This window comes from Mesobacillus thioparans, assembly GCF_965138835.1.
Lineage (GTDB): Bacteria > Bacillota > Bacilli > Bacillales > Cytobacillaceae > Mesobacillus > Mesobacillus thioparans.
The window spans coordinates 338,524-358,536 of sequence record NZ_CBCSFH010000001.1 but is presented as its reverse complement, the minus strand read 5'-3'; the positions used below and the strand labels follow the sequence as shown (position 1 = coordinate 358,536).

Below are 20,013 nucleotides of genomic sequence, written 5' to 3'. Positions count from 1 at the left end.
AAAAAAAACCTTGATTTTAGAAATTTCGAAAGGCAAAGTTTTTTTCTTTTCATTTCAAACAATGCTATACTCATTACAGTAAAAATTGTTAACGAGAAAGGAAGTACAAGTTAATGGAGATGTTGAATCTCTCTCTTCCGGCTGCGAACCGGTTTGCGACAGATTACCTTGCTGGAAGCCCTGAACTTCAGCGCTTCTTTCATTATAATTTTACAGATAATCATTCATATGTTCATCGCCTGGATGAATTGAAAAATAGAAGTTTCATGAGACATGAACTTGCAGATCATATTCAGTCATTCATGTCCAGATATGCAGAATCCGACCGAATTGCCGAAAATATCGAGAAACTCAGGAAAGAAAACAGCGTTGCCGTCATTGGAGGCCAGCAGGCTGGTATCCTTACAGGGCCGCTGTATACGATTCATAAAGTGATATCGATTATCAAGCTTGCAGAACAAAAAGAGCAGGAGCTTGGTGTACCGGTCGTCCCGGTTTTCTGGATTGCAGGCGAAGATCACGACTACCAGGAAGTCAATCATGTATACGTCATGAAGGGCAACAGGCAGGAGAAATGGGTTTATCCCGAAAAGAATCTCGAGAAAAAGATGATTTCCGAAGTTTGTATCAACCGTGACCTGTGTTATTCCTGGGTTGAGGAAATCATTGAAACCTACGGCGAAACAAAATACACAAAAGATATATTATCCTTTGCCCTTGAATCATTGAAGAAGGCAGAATCCTTCGTGGACTTTTTCGCTACGATCATCATGGAGCTTTTCAAGGATTCAGGCTTGCTGATTGTTGATTCAGGTAATAAAGACCTGCGCAAGCTGGAAAAAGAATATTTTATCGATCAAATCAAAAACCACCGTGAAATCACTTCCGCAGTCCTAGGCCAGCAGGAAAAGACCAAAGCGGCAGGCTTTTCAAATATGATTGATATCAATGAAAATACAGCCAACCTGTTCTTTTATGATGAACATGTAAATGAACGGATCCTGCTCCAATTCGACCCACAAAGTGGAGGGTTTGCAGGTAAAAATGGCGAAGTCAGCTTCACATATGATGAACTGTTGGAGATTGCGAATGAATTCCCGGAAAAACTCAGCAATAATGTCGTGACCCGTCCATTAATGCAGGAATGGCTTTTCCCGACGCTTGCCTTCATTGGCGGCCCTGGTGAGATTGCCTACTGGGCTGAGCTGAAACTTGTCTTCGAACATTTCGGTGTCCAGATGCCTCCGCTCGTTCCGAGATTGAACATCACCTTCCTGGAAGGGTCGATTGAATCCGACCTGGATGAATTGAAACTGGATTTGAAAGAAGTCCTCATTTCAGGCACAAGCGGACATGAGTTAAAATTCATCGATTCATTGAAGGATCGCGAAGTAGAAGAATTATTCGGTCAGGTTAAAGGGATGCTGGCAGATCAATATCAAGTCATCCGTGAAAAATCCAATGGAATTGATCCGGTATTATTGCCGATGCTGCAGAAGAATGAATCCATCCTGCTGAATCAGATCAAATTCATGGAGGATAAAATTGTTGAGGCGATCTGCCGCAAGAATGATCATATCCTGCGAAAATTCTCGAGAGTGGAGAATGCACTCAGACCAGGCGGTGCACCGCAGGAAAGGGTATGGAATCCTTTCTATTACCTGAATAAATACGGTTTGGATCTCGTTCCGGAATTATTGAAATTGCAGTATAGCTTCGACGGTACCCATAAAATCATAAAATTGTAAGATGCAGCTCCATCCTTTTTGGATGGGGCTTATTTTTATTCCTGGTTGATTTCTTAAAATGCGGAAGAATGTGCGATTTTCGCAGGGGCTGGTGCAATTAATGTTGATGAGTATGCAATTAATAGAAGTCATCGCGCAATAATCGGCCTTGACTGTGCAATCAGCATGAATTTCACTGCAATTAATTAATGCATGTCCAGTAACTGGAAGTGAAAAAAACAAAAAAAGTATGAATTGACGAAGGAATTTAGGGTGGTGGGGAGAATATTTAAAATATGGTGGTGAAAAGTGGGGGAATGTGGTACATTGTATTTAGAAAGTGGGGGTAGTGGCATGTTCATGGGTGAATACCATCATAATGTTGATAGCAAAGGCCGATTGATCATCCCTGCCAAGGTCCGTGAAAACCTGGGAGAAATGTTCATTCTTACCCGTGGGCTTGACCAGTGTTTATTTGGCTACCCAGTTTCTGAATGGTCAGTGATTGAAGAAAAGCTAAAAGGACTTCCGCTGACTAAAAAAGATGCACGTGCATTTACCCGTTTTTTCTTTTCGGGTGCTACCGAGAGTGAAATTGACAAACAGGGGAGAGTCAATATCCCTTCCCCGCTGATGCAATACGCCAAGCTTGAGAAAGAATGTGTGATTTTAGGTGTTTCCAATCGAATTGAAATTTGGAGCAAAGCCATCTGGGAAGAATATTTCGCAGAATCTGAGGAATCTTTTGCTGAAATTGCGGAAAATATGATTGGATTTGATATTTAAGGGTAACATTATTCTGATATAATATTACCTGCTCCTCGATTGGAAAGGTGGATCATGATGTTCAAACATACAACAGTTTTACTGGAAGAAACAGTAGACGGGCTCAAAATCAAGCCTGACGGTACATACGTGGATTGCACTCTCGGTGGCGCAGGCCACAGTGAATTAATTTTGTCCAGGCTTTCGGAAAACGGAAAGCTGTACGCTTTCGACCAGGACGATGTCGCGATTGCGAATGCGAAAGAAAAGCTTGCTGCCTATGGCGACAGGCTGACAATCATTAAGAGCAATTTCCTTTACTTGCAGGAAGAGCTTGAAAAATTGGGTGTAACAGAAGTGGACGGAATTCTTTACGATTTGGGAGTTTCCTCACCTCAGTTAGATACTCCGGAACGCGGCTTCAGCTATCACCACGACGCTCCGCTTGATATGCGGATGGATCAGGATGCAGCATTGTCCGCTTATGATGTCATTAACGAATGGCCATATGAAAAATTGGTCAAAATCTTTTTCCAATACGGAGAAGAGAAGTTCTCAAAGCAGATTGCCCGCAAGATTGAGGCTGCAAGGGAAAACAAGCACATTGAAACCACCGGTGAACTTGTCGAGTTGATCAAGGATACAATTCCCGCACCTGCAAGGAGAAAAGGCGGACATCCCGCCAAAAGAATTTTCCAGGCAGTCAGGATCGCGGTCAATGATGAACTTGGCGTATTTGAAAAGTCACTGGAGCAGGCCATCGAGCTTCTATCCATAGGAGGAAGGATCAGTGTGATTACCTTCCACTCACTCGAAGACAGGATCTGTAAGGTGACCTTGAAAAAAGCGAGTGAAACACCACCGCTCCCGCACGGGCTGCCAATCATCCCTGAGGAATTCCAGCCTAAATTGAAATTGATTACAAGAAAACCAATCCTTCCGTCCGAGGAAGAGCTCGAGTTCAACAACCGGGCAAGATCGGCAAAATTGCGGATCGCTGAAAAAGTAAAAAAGTAATAAAAATATAAAAATTTCAGGAGGGAAAATGATGAGCAATCTGGCTACAAAATTGCAGCAGGAACAGCAGCATCGTACAGTCCAGGCACCAGCACAAGCACCGGCGAAAGCACCTGCGAGACGAAATTCGATTTTAACGCCCGGTGAAAAATTCCTGATGTTCGTCTTCGGAGCAATTGTCTGCTTCGGTGCAACATTCATGGTATCAAAACAGGCAGCCATTTATGAAGTCAACAAAGAAATCCAGATTATTGAAGGCGATATTCAGGAGCAGCAAAAGACAAATAGTGACCTTGAAGTCCAGATTAGCGAATTAAGTACCTATGAAAGAATCAAACAAGTGACAGAAAAACTTGGCCTAACATTGAATGAAAACAATGTTAAAGGTGTGGAAAACTAATGATCAAGAAACAGCCAAATATGAATGCAGGAGCAGCGGTATTATTCGTAATATTCAGCCTGCTCTTTTTTATCTTGATTTTCAGGTTTGTCTCCATCCAGGTCACAGGTGAAGTTCATGGACAGGCACTGGCAGCAAGAGCTCAGCAAAAATACTCGAATGAAAAGACAATCGAAGCGGTGAGAGGGACGATTTTTGACCGCAAAGGTGAAGTGGTTGCAGAGGATACCACTTCCTATACCATGGTCGCCATCCTTGATAAATCGGTGACAACGAATAAAAAGAAGCCGAAACATGTGAACGATCCTGCAAAAACAGCTGCTGTGCTGGCGAAATATATTGATATGAGTGAGTCAGACATATACAAAAGACTGACAAAAGAAAAAGCATGGCAGGTTGAATTCGGCAAGGCTGGACGGGATATTTCCCACCAGACGAAGCGGGAAATCGAAGAGGAGAAGCTTCCTGGAATTACTTTTTTAAGAGATTCAAAGAGATTTTACCCAAATGGGATGTTTTCATCGCATTTAGTCGGCTTTGTCGAAAAGGAAGAAACAGATGATAAAAAGACGGTGACTAAAGGAAAACTCGGCATCGAAAAAACCTGGAATGATGAATTGACTGGTGAAAATGGGTCCATCAGCTTCAAAAGTGATTTGTGGGGGTTCCTGCTTCCGGATGATAAAGAGAAAGTGACCCCGGCAAAAGATGGCCATGATATTTATTTGACGATTGACAAAAAAATCCAGACGTTTGTTGAAGATGCTGTCGATCGGGTTGATAAAGAATATAAGCCGAAGAAAATCCTGGTGGTGGTTGCAGACCCGAAATCTGGTGACATTCTCGCGATGGCGCAGCGGCCAAGCTTCCACCCGACAACCAGGGAAGGGTTGGATAAGAGCTGGCATAACGAGATTGTTGAAACTCCGATTGAGCCAGGATCGACAATGAAGATTTTTACTCTTGCGGCGGCGATTCAAGAGAAGAAGTGGAATCCGAATGAACGCTATAAATCGGGTTCCTATAAAGTTACTGAGAACTCGGTGGCGATTGGAGATCATAACAACCGGCAGGGGTGGGGAGCGATTTCTTATCTCGAAGGCATACAACGATCTTCAAATGTTGCCGTTGCAAAGCTTGTTAATGAAAAAATCGGCACGGATAAATTCCGGGAATACTTGACTGAATTTGGTTTTGATCAGCCGACTGGCATTGACCTCCCAAATGAAGCAGTTGGTAAAATTCAGTATAAATGGCCGGTTGAAAAAGTAACAGTCGCTTATGGCCAGGGTTCGACGTTTACACCTATTCAACTAATCCAGGCTGCAACCGCAGTAGCGAATGATGGGAAGATGATGAAGCCGCGGGTGATCGACAAGATTGTTGATCCAAATACAGGAGAGGTCATCAAAAAAGATGAGCCCAAATCTGTTGGCCAGCCTATCTCCGCTGCGACAGCGAAGGAAGTAAGAGAAGTATTGGGTACTGTTATAACAGGTGAACATGGTACAGGAAAGTCCTATGCAATCGATGGATATGAGGTTGCCGGAAAAACCGGAACCGCCAATCTTACCGAAAATGGGAAGTATCTGGGCGGCGCAAGTGATTACCTGTTTTCATTCCTGGGGATGGCTCCAAAGGACGATCCTAAGCTGATTGTCTATGTTGCAGTCCAGCAGCCGGAAATCGACCATTATTTCAAAGGCTCAATCCCGACTTCCATGATCTTTAAGCCTGTTATGCAGAGCAGCCTGCAGTACTTGAATATCAAGCCGGCGTCCATGGACAAGGCATATTCAAGCCCAGTTCCCGATGTTACAGGAATGGAACCGGGTGAAGCGAAGAAGCTGCTTGACTCCAAGGGGTTTGAGACCGTAGTGATTGGTGACGGAAATCAAGTACAGGAGCAATTGCCAAAAGGGGACATTGTCGCCCTTGAAGGGGAAAAGATCCTCCTAAAAGCATCCGGGGTGATGACATATCCTGACCTGACAGAATGGTCGCTAAGGGATGTCATGAAGCTTACCCAGATAACAGGGATTAAGCTGAATAAAGCCGGAAGTGGATACGTGACAAAACAGAGCATGAAACCAGGCTTGCCAATCAATGAAGGTGAAAACCTCATTGTCGAGCTCGAAACACCGCTCCAGCAATTCGAGAACTCCCTGAAAAAAGAAGAAGATAGCGAAGAAACAGAGGAAGTTGGCGGCTGAGCCCTTCCTCTGTTTTTTTTGTAAAAATAATCGACCGAAGTAGGTGCAGGTTCAGGTTCGACCAGCTTTTCGCCGGCAAGTAAGTAAGTAGTCCGAAGTTACGCCAGGTTCAGACAGCTTTACGCCGGTAAGCGCAAAAGTTGTCCGAAGTAGCCTCAGGTTCGGACAGCTTTACGCCGGTAAGCGCGAAAGCTGTCCGAAGTAGCCTCAGGTTCGGACAGCTTTACGCACGTAAGCACAAAAGTTGTCAGAAGTAGCCTCAGGTTCGGACAGCTTTACGCCGGTAAGCACGAAAGCTGTCCGAAGTAGCCTCAGGTTCGGNCAGCTTTTCGCACGTAAGCACAAAAGTTGTCNGAAGTAGCCTCAGGTTCGGACAGCTTTTCGCNNGTAAGCACAAAAGTTGTCTGAAGTAGCCTCTAGTTCGGACAGCTTTTCAACGGTAGGCACAAAAGTTGTCCGAAGTAGCCTCGAGTTCGGCCAGCTTTTCGCCGGTAAGCCCGAAAGTTGTCCGAAGTAGCCTCAGGTTCGGACAGCTTTTCAACGGTAAGCAACAAAGTTGTCTGAAGTTACGCAGGTTAAGCCCAACCCCCGCCTTCTATCTCAAAATCCATTCAAAGCACCTCCTGATGCCGCATCCGCGCAAGCTTGTCTCGACTTCTTGTTATATTCAAAATCGTACAAGCATATATTTGAACGAGTGTCATGGTTTTCATTGGAACAATTAAAGGGGAGGTTCGTTCAATATATGCGTGTATCAAATGTGACGGTCAGAAAAAGGCTGGCTCTCGTTCTGCTGATCGGGATTTTGGTGTTTTTCATCATAGATGTCCGGCTTGGCTATGTACAGTTCATGCTTGGTGATTTTTTGACAGGTAAGGCTAAGGACTCCTGGAGCAGGAATGTTCCGTTCGAACCTCAACGCGGGGAAATCACGGACAGGAATGGTGTGGCGCTTGCAACGAATATCAGTGCCCCGACTGTGTATGTGGTACCTCGCCAGGTGAAGGATCCTGAGGCGGCTGCGGAAATATTGGCGAAGGTGCTGGATATGCCGAAGGAAAAGGCCTACCAGCATATCACAAAAAAAGCCATGATCGAGAGAATACCAGAGGGCAGGAAAATATCGCACGAAAAAGCAAAAGAAATCAGGGCACTAGATATAAAAGGCGTGTATATAGGTGATGATTCCAAACGTCATTACCCATATGGAAGCTACCTGTCCCATGTGCTTGGTTTTGCGGGGGTAGATAACCAGGGGTTGATGGGGCTGGAACTCTACTATGACAAGGAGTTAAAAGGGAAAAAGGGATCTGTGCAGTTCTATGCAGATGCAAAACAGCAGCGGATGCACAATATGGCTGATGATTACGAGCCGCCGGTGGACGGGCTTGACCTGAAGCTGACGATCGACAGCCGGGTCCAGACAATTGTTGAGAGGGAATTGGATATCGCCCAGGCTAAATACAATCCGGATGGAATCATTGCGATTGCGATGAACCCTAAAAACGGGGAAATCCTTGCGATGTCCAGCAGACCGGATTTTGATCCTGCGAATTTCCGCAATGTCGCGCCTGAAGTCTATAACAGGAACTTGCCGATTTGGAGTACCTATGAACCTGGGTCGACATTCAAGATCGTGACCCTCGCGGCTGCTCTCCAGGAAGGAAAGGTCGACCTGGAAAAGGATCACTTCCATGATTCTGGTTCCGTCGAGGTGGCAGGCGCAAGGATTCGCTGCTGGAAAAAGGGTGGCCACGGAAGCCAATCCTTCCTTGAAGTTGTTGAGAATTCATGCAACCCAGGATTCGTCGAGCTAGGTGACAGGCTGGGGAAGGAAAAACTGTTCAAATATGTTAAGGATTTTGGGTTTGGTGAGAAAACAGGAATCGATCTCCAGGGAGAGGGGAAGGGGATTCTTTTTAACCTGGATAGAGTCGGACCGATTGAACAGGCAACAACGGCGTTCGGTCAGGGTGTGTCTGTGACACCGATTCAGCAGGTTGCTGCAGTTTCAGCCGCGGTTAATGGCGGTATACTTTATACACCGTATATTGCCAAAGAATTGATTGACCCAATTACTGGGGAGGTCGTCATGAAAAAGACACCGCAGGCAAAAAGAAGAGTCATTTCGGAAGAAACGTCGAAGGAAATCAGGCATGCGCTTGAAAGTGTCGTTGCCAAGGGTTCGGGCAAAAACGCCTATGTAGACTCTTACAGGGTTGGCGGCAAGACAGGAACAGCGCAGAAAGCAAAAGATGGACGTTACCTTGAAAATAACCATATCGTTTCCTTCATAGGATTTGCGCCTGCGGACGATCCGCAAATTGTGATTTATGTCGCCGTTGACAATCCAAAGGGGACTGTCCAGTTCGGCGGAGTTGTTGCCGCTCCGATTGTCGGGGATATCATGGAAGACAGCCTGAGAGCGATGGAGGTACCACCGAGGAAGGAACAGATCGAGAAAGAACTCACATGGCTGGATACACCTATGGTGGAAGTTCCTGACCTGATCGGCTTATCCAAGACCGAACTGAGGCAGCAGTTGATCAATTTGAAACTTGATATCGCAGGGGATGGGGAAAAGGTAGTCAAACAGCTCCCTTCTCCAGGAGTGAAAATCAAGGAAGGGTCCACGATAAGGGTATATATGAATGATTGACCTGAATCCGTTGATTTAGGGAATAGACGCTAGCAGGCGGCGGCAGGATCGAGATCCGCCGCTGCTTTTGTATGCAGAACATCTTCAAACTCCTAGATTTGCATTCTGCTCAGTATCCTGCTGTAAGGAACCTCCTTGCTAAAAATTGCAGACCACCCTTCCTGTTTTTGGCTTATTTGCTTTTTCAAGAGAGGATAGAAAGAAGTACTGCTCTCGGGAAGCTTTCAGGTGATGTTCCTAGATCGGATAAACAAAATATTCTAAAAAACCAGATACATTTTCTTCCCTTTTGGTGTGAAGAGCGTTCAATAAAAAGGGCTTGTACTTTTCACCTCAACAATGGCTAATTTTAGCCTAATCATGTAAAATAGGAGTCGCCATGTTGTTTGAGAGGATTTGATATTTATGAAATTACACGAATTGATCGGTTATTTGCACCCGTTCGTGGATTACAAGGGAGAAAATCCCGAAATTACTTCGATTGAAAATGATAACCGCCGAGTGACGCCTGGAAGTTTATTCATTTGCATAAAAGGCTATACAGTTGATGGCCATGATTTTGCAGCCGCGGCTGTGAAAAATGGAGCTGCAGCTGTTCTTGCTGAGCGTGAGCTTCCTGTCAATGTACCGGTGATTGTTGTAAAGGACACGATGAGGGCGATGGCAGTGCTTGCCGATGCTTTTTACGGTCAGCCGAGCCAGAAGCTGCATATGGTTGGGATTACAGGGACGAACGGAAAAACGACAACGAGCCATATTATTGAAAAGATTTTTAAGGATGCCGGGCAAATAACCGGTTTAATCGGCACGATGTATACAAAAATCGGCGAACAGACCTTTGAAGTGAAGAACACCACGCCAGAAAGTCTGACACTTCAGAAGACGTTCAAGAAAATGGTAGACGAACAAGTCGATACCGCTGTGATGGAGGTATCCTCACACGCACTCGTATACGGCCGTGTCCATGGTACAGATTATAATGTTGCTGTGTTTACGAATTTGACCCAGGACCATCTCGATTACCATAAGACCATGGATGAATATAAGAAGGCAAAAGGCCTGCTGTTTTCGCAGCTTGGCAATGCTTTTAACCATGAAAACCCGAAATTCGCGGTCTTGAATGCAGATGATCCGGCAAGTGAGGAATTCGCGATGCTGACCACTGCCCATTTATTGACCTATGGTATTGATAATCATGCGGATCTGCAGGCAACCAATATCTCAATGACTGCCAGCGGCACATCATTTGATTTAGTCAGTCCATTTGGTGTAAGAAAAGTGAACATTCAGCTGATCGGCAAATTCAGCATCTACAATGTTCTTGCAAGTATTGGCGCTGCTCTTGTATCCGGAATTTCCCTTGAGGTCATCATTGACTCTGTTGAAAGTGTCAAAGGAGTTTCCGGAAGGTTCGAAGTAGTTGATGCAGGACAGGATTTCTCTGTCATTGTAGACTATGCCCACACTCCGGACAGTCTGGAAAATGTCCTCAAGACCGTGCAGCAGTTTGCTCAAAAGAAGATTTATTGTGTAGTTGGCTGCGGCGGTGATCGCGACCGCACGAAACGGCCGCTCATGGCGAAAATCGCCTGTGAGTATTCAACAGATGCCATTTTCACCTCTGATAACCCCCGCAGCGAGGATCCGGAGGAAATCATCAAGGATATGGAAGAAGGAGTCAAGGGAGAAGTTTATACTTCGATCATCGACAGAAAAGAAGCGATCCACCATGCCATAAAAAATGCCGGTGCTGGAGATGTAATCCTGATTGCGGGTAAGGGACATGAAACGTATCAGCAAATAGGAGACAGAACGTTTGAATTTGATGACAGGATTGTAGCGCGTGAGGCGATAGAGGAGAGGTAATATGCTGACATACCAGGAAGTTTCGAGACTGTTTTCCAAGGCGACTGGAATTAAAGAGGATATGATCCGCTTTCACACTGTAAGCAGCCTGGCGGAGGCTGAACAGCCAAAGGGACTGTTTGTTCCGGTATCAGAACAATCCGGAACACTGCAGGAAGCAATTTCGAACGGTGCCGTGGCAGCGCTATGGCCTGAGGGAGTAAAAGTGCCGGCATATGCTCCAAATCACTTCCCGATTTTTTATACACAAGATAATTTGAAAGGCTTAGAGGAAATCATGAATTCATATTATAACTATTTATCACAACACGAAGAAACCAGGGAAAGAACGAAATTCATTTTCCCTGACAAAGGACTTCTTAATGAAGCGGATGAAACATATGATATAGCTGTGATGGCCGAAAAGATCAATGGATACGGCAGCAATCAGAGTAAGGCAGGTGAGGAATAAAATGCTGGAGCAAGTTATCTTTTTCACAATCTTGATGGGTTTTCTAATAACGGTCCTGCTATCGCCAGTATTCATTCCTTTCCTGAGAAGGCTTAAATTCGGCCAGAGCATCAGAGAGGAAGGACCGAAATCACACCAGAAAAAGACAGGAACACCGACAATGGGCGGTGTCATGATTTTAATTTCGATTTCGATCACGACACTTGTTATGACTGGGAAGTTCTCACAGCCATCTGTGGAAACCTACCTCTTGCTATTTGTCACTCTGGGATTCGGGCTCCTCGGTTTCATGGATGATTTTATCAAGGTCGTCATGAAACGTAATCTTGGTTTGACGTCCAAGCAAAAATTGCTTGGCCAAATCATTATTTCCGTCATATTTTTCTTCATATTCAACCAAAGTGATTTTTCAACAGTAGTCAGCATCCCTTTAACCAATCTTTCCTTCGATCTCGGGTGGGGATATGCACTGTTCATCATTTTTTGGATGGTCGGCTTTTCAAATGCTGTTAACCTGACGGACGGGCTTGACGGGCTGGTTTCCGGTACAGCAGCAATCGCATTTGGCGCATTTGCTGTCCTGGCCTGGAACCAATCGCAATATGAGCTGTCGATTTTTTCCGTTGCGGTTGTAGGCGCAGTTCTTGGATTCCTTGTCTTTAACGCCCATCCAGCGAAAGTGTTCATGGGAGATACCGGTTCTCTTGCTTTGGGCGGTGCGATTGCAACTGTTGCCATCCTGGCGAAGCTTGAAATCATCCTGATCATCATTGGCGGTATCTTCGTCATCGAAACATTATCCGTGATCCTTCAGGTTATTTCATTCAAGACAACAGGAAAAAGGATTTTCAGGATGAGTCCGCTGCATCACCACTATGAATTGATTGGGTGGTCGGAATGGCGGGTGGTCGTGACCTTCTGGACGGTCGGCCTTCTTTTTGCGATCCTAGGAATTTATATTGAGGTGTGGATCTAGATGAAACATATTAAAACCTATCAACATAAAAAAATTCTTGTACTTGGCCTTGCCAAGAGCGGAGTCAGCGCTGCTGCTTTGCTACATAAACTGGGCGCTTTCGTTACAGTCAATGACAGCAAGCCATTATCTGAAAACCCGGAAGCGCAGGGATTGCTTGAACAGGGAATCAAGGTTGTCTGCGGAAGTCACCCGATTGAATTGATGGACGAAGGGTTCGAACTGGTCGTCAAGAATCCGGGAATCCCGTATTATAATCCAATGATCCAAAAGGCAGAAGAAAACGGGATACCGATCATTACTGAAGTTGAACTTGCTTATCAGATATCCGAGGCACCACTTGTAGGCATCACTGGTACAAACGGTAAAACCACGACAACGACACTGATTTTTGAAATGCTTGAAGCCGGCAACAAAAAGCCGCTGATCGCAGGTAATATCGGCACGGTTGCTTCGGGTGTTGCCCAGGATGCAACTGAGGAAAATACAATCGTCATCGAACTTTCCTCTTTTCAGCTTATGGGAGTCGATCATTTCAGGCCGAAGATTGCCGTGATAACCAATTTGTACGATGCGCATCTTGATTATCATGGTACAAGGGATGAATATATTGCAGCGAAAGCGCTGATCACGAAGAACCAGACCGAGGAAGACTATTTGATCGTGAACGCAGATCAGGAAGAAGTCATGAACATCGCTCGTACTTCGAAAGCTCAGATTGTGCCTTTTTCGACGAAAAAAGTCCTGGACAGCGGAGCTTATGTTAAGGATGGCTGGATTTGCTTCAACGGTGAACAAATCATGGAAACGAAGGATATTGTATTACCGGGTAAGCATAATCTCGAGAATATCCTGTCTGCTGTAGCGGCGACATTGCTCTCTGGTGCTGATCAAGATGGAATCTATAAGGTGCTTACATCCTTTGCTGGTGTCCGCCACCGGCTTCAATATGTCGACAATATCGCCGGCCGGAAATTTTATAATGACTCAAAGGCAACGAATATCCTGGCAACTGAAAATGCCCTTGCGGCTTTTGCGGATCCAATTGTGCTGCTTGCCGGCGGACTGGACAGAGGGAATACATTTGATGAACTGATCCCCTCTTTGAAAAACGTCAAGGCGCTGATCACTTTTGGACAGACTGCAGAAAAAGTAGGACAGGCTGGGCGTGAGGCAGGAATAAAAACAATCCTCACCGTCGATAATGTGGAAAAGGCCGTTCCCGTGGCATTTGAACATTCAGTACCTGGAGATGTCATCCTGCTCTCACCGGCATGTGCCAGCTGGGACCAATATAAAACTTTTGAAGTCAGGGGAGACATGTTTATAGAGGCCGTGCATAAGCTTAAGTAAGGGCTTGTCTTGAACAACATGACTCAGGTGCCTGGCCACATGCAGGCTGGATGGGAAGCGGCATATGAGCCCTAAATCATACAGCCGAGGTGTATTGCTTTGCCAACGAAAAAAACGACTCCAGACATATTCCTGATGATTGTTACCTTTGCGCTTTTGACTGTGGGACTGATCATGGTATACAGCGCAAGTGCTGTCTGGGCAGACTATAAGTTTAATGACTCTTTCTTTTTTGCGAAACGGCAAATGCTGTTTGCGGGAGTTGGAATCATTGCGATGTTTTTTATCATGAATATTGACTACTGGACGTGGCGGACATGGTCAAAGGTCATCCTGATTGTCTGTTTTGTCCTGTTGATCCTGGTATTGATCCCCGGTATCGGGAATGTGCGGAATGGATCAAGGAGCTGGATTGGCGTAGGCGCCTTTTCGGTACAGCCCTCAGAGTTCATGAAAATTGCGATGATCGCTTATCTCGCTAAATTTTTGTCAGAGAACCAGAAAGCGATCACTTCGTTCAAAAAGGGGCTCGTCCCTTCATTAGGACTCGTCTTTTTGGCATTCGGCCTGATCATGCTGCAGCCGGACCTCGGTACGGGAACAGTCATGGTCGGCACTTCAGTTGTCATCATTTTTATCGCTGGAGCAAGGATCAGTCATTTCGTGGGTCTGGGACTCCTCGGTGTTGCAGGTTTTGTTGGCTTGATTGCGTCTGCGCCTTACAGGATCAAACGGATCACTTCCTTCCTTGACCCGTGGCAGGATCCGCTTGGGAGCGGATTTCAAATGATTCAATCACTCTATGCCATAGGGCCTGGAGGATTGTTCGGACTGGGGCTGGGCCAGAGCCGGCAGAAGTTCTTTTATCTTCCGGAGCCTCAGACAGATTTTATCTTCGCGATTCTTGCAGAAGAACTTGGATTCATTGGAGGTTCATTGATTCTTCTTTTATTCTCACTGCTGCTCTGGAGGGGAATCAGGATTGCGCTCGGGGCACCGGATTTGTTCGGTACATTTCTTGCGACTGGGATCATTGCGATGATTGCGATCCAGGTCATGATCAATATTGGAGTTGTTACGGGCCTCATGCCTGTAACGGGCATCACGCTCCCTTTCCTCAGCTACGGGGGCTCTTCCCTGACATTGATGCTGATGGCGGTTGGAGTGCTGCTGAATATCAGCCGCCACTCCAGGTATTAAGCTATTCACAAACAAAAGACCCTGCATCAGGGTCTTTTGTTTGTGGTAGAGTATTTTTGAGATCAATACATGATTTTACCGTCAACGATCATGACCTGATATGGTTTGCATTAATTAAGACATAATCGCTGAATATGTTAGGAATATAGATATGTTCATGCTATATTACATTTAAATAACAATATCTTTAAAAACTGTACTGGAGTTTAGAATATAGTAGAATAGGGTAAAACCGGGGAGTGCCTTTTAAAGGACAGTTTTTGACGATTATTTCTGCCATTACCCATGAATGTGAAGTGTGTCAGTATGCCAAACACATGGCTGGAAGGAATAAAAAAAAGAGATAAGTTGCTGAGGTGTGGAAAATGAAGATTGCAGTTAGCGGCGGCGGTACAGGAGGACACATTTATCCTGCGCTTGCACTGATCAGGGAGATTCAAAAAAAGGATGAAAAAGTCGAGTTTCTCTACATAGGAACAGAAAAGGGACTTGAAAGCAAGCTCGTGCCGAGGGAGAATGTTCCTTTTAAATCAATACATATTACAGGCTTTAAACGAAAAATATCTTTTGAAAATGTAAAAACAGTAATGCGATTCCTGAAGGGCGTCAGGGATAGTAAAAAGATGCTGAAGGAATTCAACCCAGATGTTGTCATCGGGACAGGCGGATATGTGTGTGGCCCGGTTGTCTATGCTGCCGCAAAAATGGGCATACCAACCATTATCCATGAACAAAACAGCATTCCGGGATTGACCAATAAATTCCTTAGCCGCTACGTTGATAAGATCGCAATCTGCTTCGAGGATGCTCGTCAGTTCTTCCCGGAACAAAAGGTCGAATTGACAGGCAATCCCCGGGCATCTGAAGTATTGGGACAGGACGGGATCAAGGGAAGGCTATCAGCAGGACTTAAGCTGAAGGTTCCAACAGTGCTTATCTTCGGTGGAAGCAGAGGTGCAAGGCCGATTAATGAAGCAGTCGTTAAAAGCCTTACAGAATTAAGCAGTAAGCCATACCAAGTATTATATGTGACAGGTGATGTGCATTTCGAAGAAGTCCAGAAAGAAGTGGAATTGGTCGGGAATCCAGAAAATGTGATCATCAAGCCATTCATCCACAATATGCCCGAAGTGCTGGCCGGTGTTGATTTAACCGTAGCAAGGGCAGGAGCGACTACACTTGCTGAACTGACATCTCTGGGAATACCAAGCGTACTGATTCCAAGCCCATATGTAACAGACAATCACCAGGAAAAGAATGCTCGCGCACTGAGTGAGAACGGAGCTGCACGGCTTTTGCTTGAAAAGGACCTGACTGGGCCGAAGCTGGTAGAGAGTATTGATCAGATACTTGGACAGGAACTGAAACTGGCAGATATGAAAAAAGCAGCGAAGAAACTTGGTATACCCGATGCAGCCCAAAGGCTCTATCGTTTGATGGAGGAACTGGCGGCAAAGTAGCCTATAGGCATGGAGCTGCATAAACTGGTTGATAAAAGGCTGTATCGTGAAAGGAAGGTAATTAATTTGAAGGATCTAGCTATCAAACTTAGAGAAATGAATGTCGGATCGTTAAAGGAAAACGAGCCGCTCGCAAACCATACATCCATGAAAATTGGCGGTCCCGCAGACTTACTTATTGAGCCTTCGTCAATAGAAAATCTGAAAAAGGCAGTGGAAGCCATCAAGGAATCAGGAGTCAAATTGACAGTGATCGGCAGAGGGTCCAATCTCCTTGTTTCAGACAAAGGAATTGAGGGAGCAGTTATTAAACTTGGTTCCGGGCTTGATGATCTGGAGATTGAAGGTACAAAAGTGACCGTTGGAGGCGGCCTTTCACTTGTGAACTTTGCGATTACCATCAGCCGCAAAGGTCTGTCAGGACTTGAATTCGCCGGAGGAATTCCTGGATCAATCGGCGGCGCTGTATATATGAATGCAGGGGCCCACGGGTCAGATATCTCACAAATCCTCGAAAAAGCATATGTTTTATTTGAGGATGGTTCCCTCGAATGGCTTTCAAAGGAAGAAATGAGATTTTCCTACCGGACCTCAGTCCTTCAAAAGGAAAGACCTGGAATCGTGGTTGCTGCGGTATTCCAGCTGAAGGAAGGGAATAAGGAGGAAATCGTGGCAGAGCTGCAGAAAAACAAGGATTATCGCAAAGAGACCCAGCCATACAATTTTCCAAGCTGCGGCAGTGTTTTTAGGAATCCCCTTCCTGACCATGCGGGTAATTTAATTGAAAAATCTGGCTTGAAGGGTCATCAGATCGGCGGTGCACAAATCTCTGAACTTCATGCGAATTTCATTGTGAATAAAGGAAATGCCAAAGCTGAGGATGTACTCGGCCTGATTCAGCATGTCAAGGATACAGTCCTTGATTTGCACGGTGTGAAAATGGAGACAGAGGTAGAAATTATCGGCCGGAAATAGCGGAAAATGATTCAGGGCTGTCAAATTTTGTGATATAATATTTCATTAGATTAGGATGCAAAGACGGCATGAAACTACCTCGTGCCGTTGGTCTTTCTAACGATATTAATGGACAAGGCACAATCCTGATGAAATACGATAAATGATGGCTTTAACCTGCGAGACTGTAATCATAGATGTTTTCCTTTAAGGAATGGGTTCAGCCGATAAAGAGGGGATCGATAATGGATAAGGGGAAAATCGTCTCAATTGAAGACCGGATTCCTAAGCTGAAACATCAGAGGCGGAAGAAGGCCAATCGCAGGCTGATCATGCTGCTTGCTTTATTTTTCATTTTGATTGCAGGTATTATTTATTTCCAGTCACCATTGAGTAAGGTGAAGGAGATCACTGTTTCAGGAAATCATTCCTATACTTCAAAGCAAATCATCGGAAAAAGCGGGTTGTCACTGGAGTCGAATATCTGGAAGGTCGATAGGGGAGAGATTGAAAAGAAGCTCGAGAAAATCGAGGAAGTCGAGAAAGCGACTGTCAATGTCAAATTGCCCAATAGAGTGACTATCAAGGTTAAGGAATACGACAGGCTTGCTTACATATCGGAAGGGAAAGGTTTCTACCCAGTCCTTGAAAATGGACATATACTCGGTAAAAAACAAATCGAGGAAATTCCTGTGAATGCACCAATCCTGATAGGTTTTAAAGAAGGAAAGGTACTGGATGAAATGCTTGCTTCCCTTAAAGAATTACCTGAGGTAGTCATCAATTCAATTTCTGAGATCCACTCAAACCCGGTGAAAACGGACAAATACCTTGTTAAGCTGTATATGAACGATGGCTTTGAAGTGAATGCGACACTCAGGACTTTTTCGGAAAAAATGGCGCATTATCCTTCAATAGTCAGCCAGCTAGACCCTGATAAAAAGGGAGTGATTGATCTCGAAGTTGGCTCTTATTTTAAAGCATATGAAGCAGAGGAAGCTGAAGAAGTTGAAATTGAACAAGAAAATGAACAGTAACCGTGTAGTTCTTTCAATCGTTTTCCTGGTCCTGGGCTTCATGGTCGCTTTTTCATTCCGCGTCACCCAGGATGACGGGGACAATGGCAAGAGATTGACGGACAGGCAGTGGAAGCAGCACCTGAGCCTGAGGAACCAGTTGATTGAAGAAGAAGAAAAGAACCGTGAACTTCAAAAAGAATTGAACGCCAAGCAGGAAAAGGTAAGGGAAATTGAAACCAGCCTGTCAAAGGAAGCACAAGTGTTTTTCAACATGGCGGAAGACGCTGAAAAATACCGGATGTTCCTCGGCAAAGTAAAGGTCCAAGGAAAAGGTGTGAAAGTGACTCTCGCTGATGGAGAGTATGATCCAGACGAAGAGAATATCAATAATTATCTTGTCCACGAACATCATGTTTTCAAGGTGATTAATGAGCTCTATATCTCAGGAGCAGCGGCAATCTCTGTGAACGGTCAAAGAATCGCGCACAATTCTTATATTTTATGTACTGGCCCTGTGATCACGGTTGATGGCTACCAGCATCCTGCCCCTTTTGAAATCACTGCGATTGGTGACCCCGATGTCCTATCCTCCGCGCTAAATATTACCGGTGGGGTTAAAGACCAGCTGGTTAATGACCAGATTGTTTTTTCAATGGAAAAAATGACGGATATTACGATGGAGCCAATACTGGGAAAATGACGTTGGCCGTCTTTTCAATTGGTGAGAAGAAAATGCCTTTTGTGGCATCTTGAAAGAAAGAAATAAGAAGGCCTTAAAGAAAGCAAGGTGAAATACAATGGGCCGACCTAAGAATCTCAGCTTCAGCTTGATCGCTGCTATTATCGGTTTAATGGTCGCCATTCAGTTCCAAACTGTCAGGGAACCCAAAGTCAGGGATACACGTGACACGTGGCAGCTTCGGGAAGATTTAATGAAAGAGAAGGCAATGCAGTCCAGGCTGCTCCTCGAAATCAGATCGAACGAAGAAAAAATTGCCAAATACGAAACTGAACGGCAGCAAAGCAAAGAAGAAGTGCTGCGTGAAACACTCGCCGAATTGAAGGATGAAGCAGGCCTTGCTGAGGTTAAAGGTCCTGGACTCTCCTTGTCGATTGAACCAGCTTTCAACCTGATTGTCGAAGGGGACAAAGCCCCTTCTGTTTCTCCCGACCTGCTGAAGCGGCTCTTGAATGAGTTGAATATGTATGGCGCAAAGCATGTTTCAGTCGATGGGGAGAGAGTCATCAATACTACTGTCATTCGGGATATCAACAGGGTGACGAAAATAAACAACCATCCCCTGAACCGTTTTCCTATTGAAGTGAAAGTCGTTGTGGAGAATGGGGATGCAGCTGAAAAATTATACAACCGTATGAAGGTTTCAACAGTGGCCGAGGATTTTTTCATTGATAATCTGGAAGTTAAAGTGAACAGGCCTGTGGGAGACATGGTCGTGCCTGCTTATCAGGATACAATCAGGATCAGGTACATGGAGTCCGCCAAAACAGATAAAGGGGGAGACAACGGATAATGTGGCTTCCAATAATGGGGTTGATCATCGGTGCCATCATAGGCTTGCTGACCGATATCCGCATCCCTGAAGAATACTCGAATTATTTATCGATTGCGATCCTTGCAGCCCTCGATACATTGTTTGGCGGGATCCGTGCCCAGCTTCAAAATATTTATGATGAAAAAGTTTTTGTATCTGGTTTCTTTTTTAATATAGTATTGGCAGCAAGTTTAGCTTTTCTAGGTGTTCATCTTGGTGTAGACTTGTATTTAGCAGCAGTTTTTGCCTTCGGGGTTAGGCTGTTTCAGAATATAGCGGTCATCAGAAGAATAATATTGACAAAATGGTCAACGACAAGTGAAAAGTAGAAAAAAAAATGGTATTTTAAAAGGGAAATATTTAATTGTGACGAATAAAGTAATGTAATTAAAAAAGAAAC

At 44.9% G+C, this 20,013-nt stretch carries 17 protein-coding genes; all 17 read left to right on the top strand.

The genetic code is table 11. From position 1 onward, the window contains the following. Window positions 1-113: 113 nt before the first annotated feature. The 17 genes from bshC to ACNAZ4_RS01780 all read left to right on the top strand — a co-directional run bounded on the left by bshC (window position 114) and on the right by ACNAZ4_RS01780 (window position 19,942). A complete protein-coding gene (gene bshC / locus ACNAZ4_RS01860; RefSeq protein WP_415812484.1) occupies window positions 114-1,748 on the top strand; it encodes a bacillithiol biosynthesis cysteine-adding enzyme BshC in 1,635 nt (544 codons plus the stop codon). Between the two features lie 333 nt (window positions 1,749-2,081). After that, on the top strand, window positions 2,082-2,513 hold the full coding sequence (gene mraZ, locus ACNAZ4_RS01855; protein WP_102262102.1) for a division/cell wall cluster transcriptional repressor MraZ: 432 nt from the start codon (window positions 2,082-2,084) through the stop codon (window positions 2,511-2,513). 57 nt (window positions 2,514-2,570) lie between these two features. Continuing rightward, entirely contained in the window at window positions 2,571-3,509 is a 939-nt protein-coding gene (gene rsmH, locus ACNAZ4_RS01850) for a 16S rRNA (cytosine(1402)-N(4))-methyltransferase RsmH (protein ID WP_415812990.1), read from the top strand. A 28-nt stretch (window positions 3,510-3,537) separates the two neighbouring features. Continuing rightward, window positions 3,538-3,909, top strand: coding sequence for a cell division protein FtsL (ftsL, locus tag ACNAZ4_RS01845; protein WP_415812483.1), 372 nt, complete (start codon window positions 3,538-3,540; stop codon window positions 3,907-3,909). Then, window positions 3,909-6,122: a penicillin-binding protein gene (locus ACNAZ4_RS01840; RefSeq protein ID WP_415812482.1), complete on the top strand. Its 2,214-nt coding sequence runs from the start codon at window positions 3,909-3,911 to the stop codon at window positions 6,120-6,122. The genes ftsL and ACNAZ4_RS01840 overlap by 1 nt, the downstream gene beginning before the upstream one ends. A 745-nt stretch (window positions 6,123-6,867) precedes the next feature. Next, window positions 6,868-8,781 carry a stage V sporulation protein D gene (locus ACNAZ4_RS01835; RefSeq protein ID WP_415812481.1) on the top strand — a complete coding sequence of 638 codons (1,914 nt, stop codon included), beginning with the start codon at window positions 6,868-6,870 and terminating at the stop codon, window positions 8,779-8,781. Window positions 8,782-9,186: 405 nt separating this feature from the next. Beyond that, window positions 9,187-10,647, top strand: coding sequence for a UDP-N-acetylmuramoyl-L-alanyl-D-glutamate--2,6-diaminopimelate ligase (locus ACNAZ4_RS01830; RefSeq protein WP_415812480.1), 1,461 nt, complete (start codon window positions 9,187-9,189; stop codon window positions 10,645-10,647). A 1-nt stretch (window position 10,648) separates the two neighbouring features. Next, window positions 10,649-11,098: a hypothetical protein gene (locus ACNAZ4_RS01825; protein ID WP_415812479.1), complete on the top strand. Its 450-nt coding sequence runs from the start codon at window positions 10,649-10,651 to the stop codon at window positions 11,096-11,098. A gap of 1 nt (window position 11,099) precedes the next feature. Further along, entirely contained in the window at window positions 11,100-12,074 is a 975-nt protein-coding gene (gene mraY / locus ACNAZ4_RS01820; RefSeq protein ID WP_415812478.1) for a phospho-N-acetylmuramoyl-pentapeptide-transferase, read from the top strand. Then, window positions 12,075-13,427: a UDP-N-acetylmuramoyl-L-alanine--D-glutamate ligase gene (gene murD, locus ACNAZ4_RS01815; RefSeq protein WP_415812477.1), complete on the top strand. Its 1,353-nt coding sequence runs from the start codon at window positions 12,075-12,077 to the stop codon at window positions 13,425-13,427. It abuts the gene before it with no gap. A 99-nt stretch (window positions 13,428-13,526) separates the two neighbouring features. Continuing rightward, entirely contained in the window at window positions 13,527-14,627 is a 1,101-nt protein-coding gene (gene spoVE, locus ACNAZ4_RS01810) for a stage V sporulation protein E (protein ID WP_415812476.1), read from the top strand. Window positions 14,628-14,992: 365 nt separating this feature from the next. Further along, window positions 14,993-16,087 carry an undecaprenyldiphospho-muramoylpentapeptide beta-N-acetylglucosaminyltransferase gene (gene murG, locus ACNAZ4_RS01805; protein ID WP_415812475.1) on the top strand — a complete coding sequence of 365 codons (1,095 nt, stop codon included), beginning with the start codon at window positions 14,993-14,995 and terminating at the stop codon, window positions 16,085-16,087. A 96-nt stretch (window positions 16,088-16,183) separates the two neighbouring features. Then, entirely contained in the window at window positions 16,184-17,062 is an 879-nt protein-coding gene (gene murB, locus ACNAZ4_RS01800) for a UDP-N-acetylmuramate dehydrogenase (RefSeq protein ID WP_415812989.1), read from the top strand. A 224-nt stretch (window positions 17,063-17,286) separates the two neighbouring features. Continuing rightward, window positions 17,287-18,078 carry a cell division protein FtsQ/DivIB gene (locus ACNAZ4_RS01795; RefSeq protein WP_415812474.1) on the top strand — a complete coding sequence of 264 codons (792 nt, stop codon included), beginning with the start codon at window positions 17,287-17,289 and terminating at the stop codon, window positions 18,076-18,078. After that, window positions 18,026-18,760 carry a DUF881 domain-containing protein gene (locus ACNAZ4_RS01790; protein ID WP_415812987.1) on the top strand — a complete coding sequence of 245 codons (735 nt, stop codon included), beginning with the start codon at window positions 18,026-18,028 and terminating at the stop codon, window positions 18,758-18,760. The genes ACNAZ4_RS01795 and ACNAZ4_RS01790 overlap by 53 nt, the downstream gene beginning before the upstream one ends. A gap of 97 nt (window positions 18,761-18,857) precedes the next feature. Continuing rightward, window positions 18,858-19,592: a DUF881 domain-containing protein gene (locus ACNAZ4_RS01785; protein WP_415812473.1), complete on the top strand. Its 735-nt coding sequence runs from the start codon at window positions 18,858-18,860 to the stop codon at window positions 19,590-19,592. Beyond that, window positions 19,592-19,942 (top strand): small basic family protein, encoded by a 351-nt coding sequence (locus ACNAZ4_RS01780; RefSeq protein WP_415812472.1) that lies wholly within the window; start codon window positions 19,592-19,594, stop codon window positions 19,940-19,942. Before ACNAZ4_RS01785 ends, ACNAZ4_RS01780 begins: the two co-directional genes overlap by 1 nt. Window positions 19,943-20,013: the final 71 nt, after the last annotated feature.

Coding starts and splice junctions, on each gene's coding strand:
- ftsL (WP_415812483.1), top strand. CDS start 3,538: ATGATGAGCAATCTGGCTACAAAATTGCAGCAGGAACAGCAGCATCGT.
- mraY (WP_415812478.1), top strand. CDS start 11,100: ATGCTGGAGCAAGTTATCTTTTTCACAATCTTGATGGGTTTTCTAATA.
- murG (WP_415812475.1), top strand. CDS start 14,993: ATGAAGATTGCAGTTAGCGGCGGCGGTACAGGAGGACACATTTATCCT.
- ACNAZ4_RS01825 (WP_415812479.1), top strand. CDS start 10,649: ATGCTGACATACCAGGAAGTTTCGAGACTGTTTTCCAAGGCGACTGGA.
- ACNAZ4_RS01780 (WP_415812472.1), top strand. CDS start 19,592: ATGTGGCTTCCAATAATGGGGTTGATCATCGGTGCCATCATAGGCTTG.
- ACNAZ4_RS01835 (WP_415812481.1), top strand. CDS start 6,868: ATGCGTGTATCAAATGTGACGGTCAGAAAAAGGCTGGCTCTCGTTCTG.
- ACNAZ4_RS01795 (WP_415812474.1), top strand. CDS start 17,287: ATGGATAAGGGGAAAATCGTCTCAATTGAAGACCGGATTCCTAAGCTG.
- murD (WP_415812477.1), top strand. CDS start 12,075: ATGAAACATATTAAAACCTATCAACATAAAAAAATTCTTGTACTTGGC.
- mraZ (WP_102262102.1), top strand. CDS start 2,082: ATGTTCATGGGTGAATACCATCATAATGTTGATAGCAAAGGCCGATTG.
- ACNAZ4_RS01785 (WP_415812473.1), top strand. CDS start 18,858: ATGGGCCGACCTAAGAATCTCAGCTTCAGCTTGATCGCTGCTATTATC.
- ACNAZ4_RS01830 (WP_415812480.1), top strand. CDS start 9,187: ATGAAATTACACGAATTGATCGGTTATTTGCACCCGTTCGTGGATTAC.
- rsmH (WP_415812990.1), top strand. CDS start 2,571: ATGTTCAAACATACAACAGTTTTACTGGAAGAAACAGTAGACGGGCTC.
- ACNAZ4_RS01840 (WP_415812482.1), top strand. CDS start 3,909: ATGATCAAGAAACAGCCAAATATGAATGCAGGAGCAGCGGTATTATTC.
- bshC (WP_415812484.1), top strand. CDS start 114: ATGGAGATGTTGAATCTCTCTCTTCCGGCTGCGAACCGGTTTGCGACA.
- ACNAZ4_RS01790 (WP_415812987.1), top strand. CDS start 18,026: ATGAAGCAGAGGAAGCTGAAGAAGTTGAAATTGAACAAGAAAATGAAC.
- murB (WP_415812989.1), top strand. CDS start 16,184: ATGAATGTCGGATCGTTAAAGGAAAACGAGCCGCTCGCAAACCATACA.